The sequence below is a fragment of the Desulfocicer niacini genome, assembly GCF_054657595.1.
This window is the reverse complement of record NZ_BAAHYK010000027.1, coordinates 45,454-57,096: the sequence shown is the minus strand read 5'-3', so window position 1 is coordinate 57,096 and position 11,643 is coordinate 45,454. Positions and strand designations below refer to the sequence as shown.

Here is an 11,643-nt window from a genome sequence, read left to right as displayed (position 1 = left end):
AGAGTATTATAAAGACATGAGCAAAAGCACAGGCACTGTACAATTTAAAATAGACGGTTTGTTAAAGCTGAAAAAAGTGGGGGATTTTCTTAAGCTGCGGGATAAAGAAGTCAAGCTTGTACTCAAAAGGAAAGAAACCACACTTAAAACAAGAAAAATTTCAGGTGCTTACGTGGTTGATTTGTCAGAAATGGGAAGCCACTTGATATTGAAAAATGTACGGATAAAGAGATATTTTTTCTTTGCAAGCCAGGTAGAAGCATACAATTTACCGATTAATAATATTTTAACCATTCAAATACTTAACAACTAACAAAGAAGGGCTTTAGTTACCACATGAGCCACCCCGTTGACCCAACAATTATAACGAGTGGCCCATCTTATGAGCAAGCCCAAAAGAAAGGATTTTATGGAAGCGTTATTTATAGTGGATGAAGAAAAATGCAGCAAAGACGGCATCTGTGCCGCAGAATGCCCCCTTGCCATTATTGATTTTTCAGATACCCGGCAGGTGCCCCGCCCAAAGGCCCATGCAGCCGATGTCTGCATTAACTGCGGACACTGCGTTGCCGTGTGTCCCCATGGGGCGTTAACCCATAGATATCTATCCCCCGCAGACTGTCTTGCCGTGGACAAAAAGATGATATTCAACCAAGAGCAGACCGAACATTTTCTACGCCACAGACGTTCCATCCGCACCTACAAAAACAAACCGGTTGAAAAAGAAAAACTTGAAAAATTAATTGCCGTCTCATCATATGCACCCTCCGGACACAACAGCCAACCCATCCACTGGCAGGTCATCAACGGAAAGGAAAACGTATCCGAACTCAGTGCCCACGTCATTGACTGGATGCGGCATATGCTCAAGGAACAACCGGATTTTGGGAAAATGATGCACTTTGACATCATTTCCCAAGCCTGGGAATACGGAGTGGATGTGGTCTCCCGGGGATGCCCGGCACTGGTTCTCACCAATGGCGGTGTTCAGGATCCCTTTGCCGATTCCGCCTGTAAAATCGCCATGACATTCTTTGACCTTGCGGCCCCTTCCCAGGGACTTGGATCCTGCTGGAATGGATATTTTAACCGGGCCGTTCTGGCATGGGCTCCCCTCAGAAAGGCCCTGGGGCTTTCGGATCAAATGACAAACTATGGAGCCATGATGGTGGGGTATCCCAAATTTAAATATCCCCGCATGCCGTCCCGCAATGAACCTCGAATTTCCTGGATGGAATAATTAGACCCGGGTTAAATTTTTCAAGCGGACCAGATGCTGAGCATGCTCAGCATGCTGAACCGGCCCTTTGATGCCACCATGGCCTTTGTGCTTTTCGCTCTCCCTAGTGCCGTCCCGGATATCACCCGGGTCCTGGGGTGTTACAATTGATGTTCTGCTTGAATTCCAGGGTATAGCCTTCCCCTTCTTCAAGGACAAGGGCCAGTTCTTCTTCTGTTGTTGTTTTCATGCGGCAAGGGTCTCTTTACCGCATAAAAGTTTAGCTTTCATAAATTCAGCTTTCCTCCTTTGATATTTCGGTTAATAGATTGCTCTATTTTATCTTTACTTGTTTCCATCACATGGGCGGTTTGGGCATGATCTGTCCACCTGTTTACGGCAAGGAGAACTCGATCCAGACAGTCATTAACTTCGCTTCTTGACAAACCGGCCTCCTGCCCCAACTGTATGAAATCCCTTGCTCGGGGTTGTTGCCCCTCGCCGGCCACTGTCATGGAATGCTCCCCCCCCGGCCCCGGGGAATAGGTCAGATCATAGGCAGGCGTCAGGGTCCATTCCCGGGAATCATCCAGCATAAAGGCAAAATTTTTAACGTGGTCATCTCTATTGTTGGCAAACACATTAAAAACCATCTGTCTGAATCCCCGAAGCAGATCTTGATGATTTTTCGTCAGAACTTTGATGACCTTGAAAAAAGCCTGATAGTCCATGGAAGGTATCCGGTAATTAACATGGAGCATATTACCCAGGGTATGAACATGGTACCTGCGGTTTGCCTGCCTGTCAAAACGCTTTATTCCAAAAAAAGATTCCCCAGAACCTGTCTGGAAAAGACGGGTTTCGGGCATAACAATACCAGCGTCTCTGGCCATCAAGGAATAGGCATATTCCACGGCACCGGCATCGGGTAGATCATTTCCAGCGTTAAACTTGACAATCCAGTGCTCAAAACCTTCGGGCAAATCATCCTCACCGGAGATGATCTTTTCTCCATCTACGCCCACAAGAACTTTGGGCCGGGCACCACCAGGACTCCCCCCTGCCCGCATGAGTTGTGGAAGCACGGTGTCACTTCGGCCTTCAATAATCTCCCGGGACTGCTCTGCAAGCCGCTGAAGATCAAACACGTTGGCGGATTCTTTTTCATGGGGCAACGCAGGCTCATAGGTAAGCGCTCCCATGGTGGCATTGCCCAGGAAGGCCAGACGATGAAGGATGGATACACCGGCAACATCAATTCCCTGGCTTGTGAAAAAACGATCCATGAGCATTAATCCCCACCCATCGGGCAGAGAATCATCAAACAGACCGAACAACGGAGCAAAATCCAGATCTTTATGTTCAAAAAGTCCTGGTTTGGGTGGCAGTTTAAACGGGGATAGCCACAGGGGGTCCACAAGAAAGGAGGGCGCATACTCAAAATAAAGTTTATGCCCCGAGGTCGCCAATTGCCCAACGGGTAATGTATCGCCTTTTGCTTTGGAATAAATGACGTTGAGCTTTTTCAAATGCTGCCCCTCTTGGGAACTTTCTGCTCAATCTGTTCAAGTTCTTTGATGGAATTTGCCACAGCTGGCTGGAGGATTGTCAACATTTCATCAAGCCTGTCAAGGGCAAAAACAAGCTTTAGAAAATTTTCCATGGAAACCTTTCCTGTCTGCTCAAACCGTTTTAAGGAGGCCACGGTCACATTGGATCGCCTGGCAAGGGTAGTTCGCCGCCACCGTTTCTGCAGGCGCAGATCTTTAAGTCTTTTGGCAAGGGTCTGGGAGATTTCTTCTGGTGTGTGCAAGGAATAGGACATCGTTTCATCCATTTTTAATGGCTAATATTTTATCTTTTTGACGATTTATTATAATCAAAGGCTATTATTTTGTCAATTAATATAGTAAATCCATATCACACCTAAAAGTTGCATTCATGTTTCTATATTTTGAATGATTTTGTTATTTATAAGAAACTCTCCGTCAATCAGGGGGTAAGTTTCATGCTTTGTTGTGGGCAGGTCGAGATCAGAATAAGATCTGCCCGTGGCAGTTATATAAAATACCGAGGCTGAATAGAATCATCAAAAAATTCAGGCTGGATCATCTCCAAAATATATGGGATACTCAAAAACTCATCACATCAAACCGCTTGTTTATTAGAAGGTTCGGATGTGTATTTATTACAAACCTGTATATTGGGGTCATTGATATGAAATACGCAGCGGCATTGGGATTAATAGGAACAATAATTGGATTGATTCGAGCCTTGCCGCAACTCATAGGACTTCTTCGTTCAGGGAAAGCGAATGGCGTCTCTCCGGATTCAGCTGCAACAAGTTCTCTTGTAAGTTTTGCCTGGACAACCTATGGCTTAATAACGGATCAATTATTCGTCGTCCTTGCTGCCGGTGCCTCTGGAGTGATCTTTGCTCTGGTTTCTATTCTATCAATCCGCTTTGGAAGGGGCATTGATGAATTCCGGGTTGCCCCGATTTGGTTGTTTATAATGATTGTGTGTGGTTCAGCTTTTGGAGTTGCAGGCCTGGGTGCAATACTTCCGATAAGTGTTTTAGCCTCAAATATCCCCCAGTTGTTGGTTGCTTATCGTGAATCCGATTTAACAGACCTCTCATTGGGAACCTGGGCTTTGAATTTTTCCGACGGACTTGTTTGGGGTATCTATTCACTTATTCAAAGCGATATTTATATTTTAACCTCTAATTCTTTCCAAATGATAACAAGCGCCGCTATTATTTTGTTAAAAATTACAAATGTATATGGAAAAAGAAATTTGCCGATTAACACCGCTTTACCTCGTTCCGTTCGACCCCGCTAAAACCCCTTTGTTTGTGGTAACACTGACAAAGATCCCCTGACACAAGAAGGTGGCAACACCAAGAGGCTGCACCATTGCCTTGTGCACCGGATTACTGCCGGGGGGCCATGTTTGGACTCTACTAACTCTACTATCTGATCAGAGATTTTTTTGTGGCAGCTGCCGCTCTTTTGGGTGCACTGATCTGGCTGAAGAGCCCGCAATACTGCCTTATCGCCGCCTTTTTGTTTGGGAAAGCCGGGACTTTGGGATACGCTTTTTCCGGCACAGACCTTTCTTCTAAACCTTTAAACAAGGATACACAATAAAATGAAATGAAATCTAAAATCATATCTTTTAAAGAAGCCCTGAAATTCTGGACAAAGCTTGGGTTTATCAGCTTTGGTGGTCCGGCAGGGCAAATTGCAATCATGCACACCGAGGTTGTTGAACGCAGGAACTGGATCAGTGAAAACCAGTTTTTAAGAGCACTTAATTTCTGCATGCTCCTGCCCGGCCCTGAAGCCCAGCAATTATCCACATACCTGGGATGGCGGATGCACGGCACATTAGGCGGGATTGCTGCCGGCACCCTGTTTGTGATCCCGTCCATCTTTTTGATGCTGTTGCGCTCCTAGCTTGCTGTGGCCCATATCGACGTTCCACTGGTGGCGGCAGCTTTTTACGGCATACAGTTTTCAAAAGAATTAACGAATATCATGGAAAAGCATATACGTGGTGGCCTGCCCCAGACAGAAGCAGAAGAACTGGCCCTGCCGGTCAAGGATTACACGCTTTACCGGCTTGAGGAGCGGATTGTTGTCTATGCTGACCGCCTTGTTGACATTATTACCGAAGAGATTGTTCCCATAAAGGATGAAAAAGAGGCAGAAGATCAATTTGAGCATATATTATCATATCATCGCTGAATACGGGAAGAATGATATAACACTGAAGCGGTATTTGAACTATCACAGAGAAATCCAAAGTCTGTCGGCGTTATAGAATTATATTTTTTTCAGCATCTTTTCGATGATGGACCCGAAAAGATGCTGCTCTTTATCAGTTAAGTCAGCAACAATTTCCTGGGTCATTTTGATATGGAAATTGTGGTGTTGTTTAAAATAGGTCTTCCCTGACTCTGTCAATTCGATAAGATAAGCCCTTCGATCAGTTTTACAGGGTTGACGAACCAGCAGTTGTTTTTCTTCAAGCCGGTCGATGGCGACAGTTAGTGTCCCGGTGGTCACGCCTATTTTTTCGGCAAGATCTTTCATTTTAATCGGGCCAGCATGTCCAACAATTTCGATGGTATGCGCCTGGGCTGTTGATAATCCGGAATCCCTGACAACCGAATCTTCCCATGATGAAAGCCTCTCGTAAAATTCTACAATTATTTTTGACAGATGTTTAATGTCCATATGATGCCTTGTGTTTCATTTTTTGAGTAAGTTTCTAATTTCTCTATCATAGGCTTTTTATTAAGACAACAAAAATGTTTGACAATCAAAACACTTGACACTCAATATGAATTTATGTATTTAGATCTTCTTATAGATTGAAACACATAATATTTGAATATCAAACAAAGAGGTTTTGATGATAGGAAGACATGGTAAATTAAATGTATATAAGGAAATATTTTCTTCTGAAGATTTCATAAAAACAGCGGTTGGAGGTGCTCTTATTCCCATTGCTTTCCTTTTAAAATCCACCCAGATTCAGAGTATCCCATACATCAGTGTTATGGATATGGTCCTTATCTTGTCTGTAATTATCAATGGGGCACCCATAATAATTGAGGCCATTAAAGGTGTTGCGGAAAAGCAAATGAACGTGGATGAGCTTGTATCCATTGCGATAATTGCCTGTCTGATCAATGGTAATTTTCTTGAGGCCGCAATCGTTTCTGCCATAATGGTTACGGGTGCATTGATTGAAGAGGCGGTCAGTGACTCTGCCAGGCATGCCATTGAGGCTTTAATAGAAACGACTCCCGATACTGCCATCCTTGAAAAGAATGGTAAAGAGCAAGAGATTAACGTCTCGCAAATTACCAAAGGTGACGTTATTGTTGTTAAGCTTGGTGGTGTTATTCCTGTTGATGGTGCTGTGCTTGAAGGCATATCTGCCGTGGACGAATCAGCGGTTACCGGTGAGCCCATACCTAAACAAAAAAAAGCAGGGGATGCTGTCTGGGCAGGAACAGTCAACTCCGATGGATTCATGCGGGTCAGAGCTGAGAAAGTAGGTGACGATTCAACAATGGGTAAGATTATTTCCATGGTCACGGCAGCGGAACAGTCAAAAATTGAATCAGCCAAAATTGTTGACCGTTATGCGTCCTGGTTTACACCCGTAATACTTGCATCTACCATTTTGACATATCTTTTTACCCAGGATGTTGAAAGAGCAATCACTGTATTGATCGTGGGCTGCCCTTGTTCGTTCCTTTTAGCAGGACCGGTGGCCACAGTATCCGCAATTGGGCTGGCTGCCAAACAGGGAATCTTGGTTAAAGGTGGTGTTTATTTAGAAAACATTGCAAAGGCCACCGGCATCTTTTTTGACAAAACCGGCACTTTAACCAAAGGCTCTCCTGAAGTGAAGGAACTCATTCAGTCCTCAGATGTAAATGAGAGGCTTTTGATTCAAACCGCTGCGGCACTTGAAAAAAAGATGAACCATCCTTTAGCTCGTGCAGTGGTTCTAAAAGCAGAAGAGCTTTCTTTAGATATCCTTGAAGCACATGATGTGGTGAATATTCCTGGTCTGGGTATTAAAGGGGTAGTAGACGGAAAGATAGTTGAAATAACAACCACTCAAAAATTTTCAGATAAAGGGTACACAACCGTTGAAGTCAAAATCGATCAGGAGCTTAAAGGATACATCTGTATGCAGGATCAGGCAAGAGCTTGTGCAGCTGATTCGATTGAGGCGCTTAGAGCTTTAGGACTTAACGATATTGCGGTTATTTCAGGGGATCAGGAAGCACCGGTAAAAAATATCTGCAGTCAGATAGGTATTGAAAAGTCATATGCCAGGCAAACACCTGAAGATAAACTGAATAGAATTTCAGAATATGATCAAGGAAAACTGGTATACGTGGGAGATGGTATCAATGATGCGCCTGCCTTAAAAGCTTCTGACACAGGCATTGCCATGGGTTTGAATGGGTCTGATGCCGCACTTGAAACAGCCGATATCGTCCTGATGAATGACCGGCTGGATAAACTGGGTTATCTGTTTTCATTAAGCCGGACCATGGTCAGGGTCATCCAGATTAATATCGCCATCAGTTTTTTAATCAACTTCTTTTCTGTTATTGCAGGTTTCATGGGGTGGTTGACACCAATTTTAGGTGCAGTCACACATAACATAGGATCGATTCTTGTTGTAGGACTCTCAGCGTCCATTGGCTTGTTCGCTAAAAAGAGTAATCGGGTTTCTAAATCATAAGTCCATCGAAACAAAAGGATTTATAAAAAGGGTTTCTAATAACGGCGGCAGCACCACTTTATTGGACACCACCAGGACTCCCCCCGCCCGTATGAGTTGTGGAAGCACGGTGTCACTTCGGCCTTCAATAATCTCCCGAGACTGCTCTGCAAGCCGCTAACGATCAAACACGTTGGCGGATTCTTTTTCATGGGGCAACGCAGGCTCATAGGTAAGCGCTCCCATGGTGCCATTGCCCAGGAAGGCCAGATGATGGAGGATGGATACACCGGCAACATCAATTCCCTGACTTGTGAGAAATCGATCTGTTCAAGTTCTTTGATGGAATTTGCCACAGCAGGCTGGAGGATTGTCAACATTTCATCAAGCCTGTCAAGGGCAAAAACAAGCTTTAGAAAATTTTCCATGGAAACCTTTCCTGTCTGCTCAAACCGTTTTAAGGACGCCACGGTCACATTGGATCGCCTGGCAAGGGTAGTTCGCCGCCACCGTAAAAAATTCAGGATGCCCGGCACATGGTGCCAGGCATCCTGCCTGAAACAGCAGCATAAGTGCTGACGTTAGCTGAATATTTACAGAAGTGTTGCGATAAATCCTTAAAAAAACGGGGTCAGTCGGTTAAAAAACAAAATCCACCTGGGCCGTAACCACCGTTCCTGGATCTTCATACATGTAATAAGTCCTGTAATTCTCACCAAACAAGTTGTCCACGCTCAGGGAAAGATCAATGCCTTTAATGCCTCTACAGGTGGGTTTTAGCTGTTTGACCACCTTGACATCGCATACAATGGATTCTTCCATAATAAGGCTTTCTCCGCTGGCATTAACCCTGGCGTTGGTGTCGCTGCAGAACTGTTCCCCCAGATAGCGTCCCATGACATTGATGGAAAAATTTTCCGGTTGCGCATAGGTGATGCCGATATTAGCCTTGTTTTTTGGGGTGAAGGTCAGGTAGTTGCCCTCTTTGTCCGTGTCCATGGGATTTTTTTCGATGGTGGCATGGGTATAGGTGTAATTGGCGTTAATCGTCCAGTTTTGCGACAGGTAAAAGGCAAGGCTCAATTCCGTGCCATAGGATTCTGTTTTTCCGATATTTTTATTCACCCACACGTTGCTGTCATTAAACCAGGACAAAATTTTATCATCGGTGATATTATAATACCCCACCACAGAGGCCTGGACCATATTTCCCATCCATTTTTCCAGGCCGATTTCCCAGGCATGGGTTTTTTCCGGTTCCAGGTCAGGGTTTGGCTCTCTGGGGTTGCCCCCGGAGGTTCTGTCATCGTAGAGCTGTGCTGAGGTTGGGGGCGTAAACCCCGTACCATAGTTCAGCCATCCGGACATCTTGTTGGTGAATTGATATCGCATGCCCACCTTGGGACTCCACTGGCTGTCCGTTCGGTCCTCCAGGCTGTCATCATTATAGCTGCTGAAATAGTTATCAAAATTTTTCCAGTGATCGTATCGCACACCGGCATGGATGGTCAGGGGAGCAATGGGATGCCACACATCCTGAATATATCCGGCAAGGGTTCTGACCTTATATTCATTTTCCTGGAGCAAGGCCCCTGTGGACCAGTCATTATAATCCTGATCGGTGCGGGTTTCATTAAAGGCAAATCCGGTGGTTAAGACATGATTTCCTCCGACATCCGCCGTGAGTCTTAGTTCTGCCGGGGTTTCATAATAATCGGTGTATCGTTTTTGCCTGGGATCATAATTACTTCCCCCCTTGTCATAGAGATGGATAAGATCATCGTACCGGAATCCTGCATAGGCCATCAGGGAAAGGCGGTCTCCCATGTCTTTGGAATAGCTCAATCCAGCCAGATGGCGATCCCAGTCTCCCCCCACATGGGGACGTCCCCGGGTATACTCATCATTGAGAAAATTGTAGAAAAAAGAAACCTCACTGTCATCGGTGAGATCATATCCGGTGTTTATGGAAAATTTTTTCTTGGAGTAATCACAGGTGTCAATCATTTTGATGCTGGGGTTGAGATTATTTTTCACCACATTGGCACCATCGGAATCTTCATAGGAGGCTGCCAGGGCATAGTTGAATTTATTCACCGCCCCCTGGGTATTTCCGTAGATGCCCAGGGTCTCAAAACGTCCATAGGAGGCACCCAGGCGGGACGCCGGAGTTTTCTTCCCTTTTTTGAGGATAATATTGATCACACCCCCGGTGGCATTGGCACCATACAAGGCCGAGGCCGGTCCCCGAAGAATTTCAATGCGCTCAATGTTTTGGGTGGGAATGGCCTGGGTAATCTCCCAGTTGGTGGGAATCCCGTTGACCAGTGTCACTGTGGCATCGCTTCCCATGCCCCGGATATTGGGATAGGTGGGAAATGGGGCGTAGGCCCTTCGGGTGGTAATTCCCACCACGGATCGTAATACATCCCCCACATCTCCATTGGGAAGACTTTGCTTTGCAATATCATCGGCACGGATCACCGTCACCGATGCGGGAATTTCTTTTAGCGGGGTTTCATATTTGGTGGCGGTAACCACCAGTGTGTCCAGCACTGCCGGTGATTCCGTTGCACTGCACCAGCCCACCGTCATAAACATCAGTACCATGCCAGGCAATAATCCTTTCAACACCTTCATCCTTTTCTCCTTTTGGTTTTCCTCTGTTGAAAGGCAGATGGGATCACCGGCAACTCTTACCTTTTTCTGAATATCCAGGGGATGGCATTCCCCCTTCCCCATTCGGGCTCAACATCAGAACAGGAGGGTGTCACCGCTTGATTTCAGACATTTTCCCTGATAAAGGTATTGCTCGGTGGAAACATCTGCCGTTACCGGAAAGAGCGGCCCATGACCTTGGCCGGGAAGGGCTGCTCTTTTCCCTTATTTATAATCCACGCCGGGACGATCACCTGCCAGCCATTGGAATTTCATGACCAGATGATCAACGGGATACAGCCACTCACCCCCCTGATGGATCAATACCTTTTTTAAATATGCTTCAATCACAAAAAATAATTCCGGGTCCGTTACACAGAATTTTTCAGCATAGTACGTCACTGCAGCATCAAGGGATTTAAACCGCTCTTCAAACCGGCAGGGCAACACCTCCACCCGGGGATAAATGCCCATTTCATAAAGCACCCGGAAGAGCAGGTCACTCTTCGGGCCCCCATGGTACTCCTTTTTAAAAAGGGTGGGCCACAGCGCCCGGGGCATTTTCTCCCAACCCGGAATTCCGGCATGCCAGTAAATGACTATATTTCCACTTGCCACAGCCTCCATTTTTCTTATGGCCCCTTTGATATCCGACATTCCCAAGGACAGGGAGGCCACCACCAGATCATAGGGCGGCGTAAGGTGATCCATGATATCCGGATCTTCCCAGGCCCCTTGAATACAAGAGATGTTTGTGATTCCCTGGTCCATCACATAATTGGTTAAAACCCTGTGCATGGTCGTTGACGGATCCAGTGCGGTTACCTGACGGACCTTTTCAGCCATGGGAAGCGCAAGGGTGCCTGCACCGGCGCCGATGTCCAGAATGCGGAAATAAGGTTCAAGCTCAAGGCCTTTAAGCATTGCCGCCACCCGTGGAGCATGACGGATCCGATTTTTTTCAACAGCCCCCGGTGCCGGTTTTTTCCTGGAAGCGGTCTCCTTGCAGCTTTGACCCGGGTTTTTTTCCCAAGCCAGCATCTGTGATTTCCACAGCTCTTCGAGATTCATAATGCTGTCCGGGACTATATCTGCTTCCATCCGTTCTCCTTGTTTTCACCCCAAAAAAAAAGCCACAAAAGCAATGCAGATTTTTTCTGCTGTTTGCCTTCGTGGCCTTGTCATGTATCTATTTTAAGGAGCCAGCCCATACTGAATTACCGTTTTAAAAAGACAGCTCTCTTTTGCTTACCAAGTTCTATCTTCTTTAAACGGGAGATCAAAACCTGCTGATTCCCTTAAGTTCGGATGAATCTGTGATTATAACACCTGCTCATCCCTTTTTAAATCCATCCTCTTCTTGAGGAATAATTTTTTGGCTAATCAATAATCAATTGATTTTTTTTTGTCAACTTCTTTCATGGGCCTGGGCGGAACCGGAGGAAGGGTATCCCCTTCATTCAAGCCCTTTCTCCGACATATGTCGGAGAAAAGAACAAGTCCTC

The 11,643-nt window shown here is 45.7% G+C and carries 12 protein-coding genes; 7 read left to right on the top strand and 5 right to left on the bottom strand.

Annotated features, from left to right (window positions below; genetic code table 11):
- Positions 1-16: 16 nt before the first annotated feature.
- Positions 17-313 carry a hypothetical protein gene (locus ACYQ2M_RS15315; RefSeq protein WP_459917235.1) on the top strand — a complete coding sequence of 99 codons (297 nt, stop codon included), beginning with the start codon at positions 17-19 and terminating at the stop codon, positions 311-313.
- A gap of 96 nt (positions 314-409) precedes the next feature.
- Complete coding sequence (locus ACYQ2M_RS15310) at positions 410-1,240, top strand: nitroreductase family protein (RefSeq protein WP_459917234.1); 831 nt, start codon at positions 410-412, stop codon at positions 1,238-1,240.
- 266 nt (positions 1,241-1,506) lie between these two features.
- On the opposite strand, the gene ACYQ2M_RS15305 is transcribed toward ACYQ2M_RS15310, so the two are convergent.
- On the bottom strand, positions 1,507-2,748 hold the full coding sequence (locus tag ACYQ2M_RS15305; RefSeq protein ID WP_459917233.1) for a type II toxin-antitoxin system HipA family toxin: 1,242 nt from the start codon (positions 2,746-2,748) through the stop codon (positions 1,507-1,509).
- Positions 2,745-3,044 (bottom strand): helix-turn-helix domain-containing protein, encoded by a 300-nt coding sequence (locus tag ACYQ2M_RS15300; protein ID WP_459917232.1) that lies wholly within the window; start codon positions 3,042-3,044, stop codon positions 2,745-2,747. Before ACYQ2M_RS15300 ends, ACYQ2M_RS15305 begins: the two co-directional genes overlap by 4 nt.
- Before the next feature lie 392 nt (positions 3,045-3,436).
- On the opposite strand from ACYQ2M_RS15300, the gene ACYQ2M_RS15295 reads away from it, so the two are divergent.
- From ACYQ2M_RS15295 to ACYQ2M_RS15285, 3 genes are all read left to right on the top strand, one after another.
- Positions 3,437-4,063 (top strand): hypothetical protein, encoded by a 627-nt coding sequence (locus tag ACYQ2M_RS15295; protein WP_459917231.1) that lies wholly within the window; start codon positions 3,437-3,439, stop codon positions 4,061-4,063.
- Between the two features lie 314 nt (positions 4,064-4,377).
- On the top strand, positions 4,378-4,680 hold the full coding sequence (locus ACYQ2M_RS15290; RefSeq protein ID WP_459917230.1) for a chromate transporter: 303 nt from the start codon (positions 4,378-4,380) through the stop codon (positions 4,678-4,680).
- Between the two features lie 81 nt (positions 4,681-4,761).
- Positions 4,762-4,971 carry a hypothetical protein gene (locus ACYQ2M_RS15285; RefSeq protein WP_459917229.1) on the top strand — a complete coding sequence of 70 codons (210 nt, stop codon included), beginning with the start codon at positions 4,762-4,764 and terminating at the stop codon, positions 4,969-4,971.
- Positions 4,972-5,049: 78 nt separating this feature from the next.
- Here ACYQ2M_RS15285 and ACYQ2M_RS15280 read toward each other — a convergent pair whose 3' ends face one another.
- Positions 5,050-5,463: a MarR family winged helix-turn-helix transcriptional regulator gene (locus ACYQ2M_RS15280; protein WP_459917228.1), complete on the bottom strand. Its 414-nt coding sequence runs from the start codon at positions 5,461-5,463 to the stop codon at positions 5,050-5,052.
- Positions 5,464-5,641: 178 nt separating this feature from the next.
- Between ACYQ2M_RS15280 and ACYQ2M_RS15275 the strand changes: the two genes are divergently transcribed.
- Positions 5,642-7,501 (top strand): heavy metal translocating P-type ATPase, encoded by a 1,860-nt coding sequence (locus ACYQ2M_RS15275; protein ID WP_459917227.1) that lies wholly within the window; start codon positions 5,642-5,644, stop codon positions 7,499-7,501.
- A gap of 189 nt (positions 7,502-7,690) precedes the next feature.
- Positions 7,691-8,059, top strand: coding sequence for a hypothetical protein (locus tag ACYQ2M_RS15270; RefSeq protein ID WP_459917226.1), 369 nt, complete (start codon positions 7,691-7,693; stop codon positions 8,057-8,059).
- Between the two features lie 60 nt (positions 8,060-8,119).
- Here ACYQ2M_RS15270 and ACYQ2M_RS15265 read toward each other — a convergent pair whose 3' ends face one another.
- Positions 8,120-10,120, bottom strand: coding sequence for a TonB-dependent receptor (locus ACYQ2M_RS15265; protein ID WP_459917225.1), 2,001 nt, complete (start codon positions 10,118-10,120; stop codon positions 8,120-8,122).
- Between the two features lie 243 nt (positions 10,121-10,363).
- Entirely contained in the window at positions 10,364-11,239 is an 876-nt protein-coding gene (locus tag ACYQ2M_RS15260) for a class I SAM-dependent methyltransferase (protein ID WP_459917224.1), read from the bottom strand.
- Between the last annotated feature and the right edge of the window lie 404 nt (positions 11,240-11,643).

Bases quoted from the DNA above. Each gene is read 5' to 3' on its own strand.
- ACYQ2M_RS15285 (WP_459917229.1), top strand. From the start codon at position 4,762: ATGGAAAAGCATATACGTGGTGGCCTGCCCCAGACAGAAGCAGAAGAA.
- ACYQ2M_RS15295 (WP_459917231.1), top strand. From the start codon at position 3,437: ATGAAATACGCAGCGGCATTGGGATTAATAGGAACAATAATTGGATTG.
- ACYQ2M_RS15280 (WP_459917228.1), bottom strand. From the start codon at position 5,463: ATGGACATTAAACATCTGTCAAAAATAATTGTAGAATTTTACGAGAGG.
- ACYQ2M_RS15275 (WP_459917227.1), top strand. From the start codon at position 5,642: ATGATAGGAAGACATGGTAAATTAAATGTATATAAGGAAATATTTTCT.
- ACYQ2M_RS15290 (WP_459917230.1), top strand. From the start codon at position 4,378: ATGAAATCTAAAATCATATCTTTTAAAGAAGCCCTGAAATTCTGGACA.
- ACYQ2M_RS15310 (WP_459917234.1), top strand. From the start codon at position 410: ATGGAAGCGTTATTTATAGTGGATGAAGAAAAATGCAGCAAAGACGGC.
- ACYQ2M_RS15315 (WP_459917235.1), top strand. From the start codon at position 17: ATGAGCAAAAGCACAGGCACTGTACAATTTAAAATAGACGGTTTGTTA.
- ACYQ2M_RS15260 (WP_459917224.1), bottom strand. From the start codon at position 11,239: ATGGAAGCAGATATAGTCCCGGACAGCATTATGAATCTCGAAGAGCTG.
- ACYQ2M_RS15265 (WP_459917225.1), bottom strand. From the start codon at position 10,120: ATGAAGGTGTTGAAAGGATTATTGCCTGGCATGGTACTGATGTTTATG.
- ACYQ2M_RS15300 (WP_459917232.1), bottom strand. From the start codon at position 3,044: ATGTCCTATTCCTTGCACACACCAGAAGAAATCTCCCAGACCCTTGCC.
- ACYQ2M_RS15270 (WP_459917226.1), top strand. From the start codon at position 7,691: ATGGGGCAACGCAGGCTCATAGGTAAGCGCTCCCATGGTGCCATTGCC.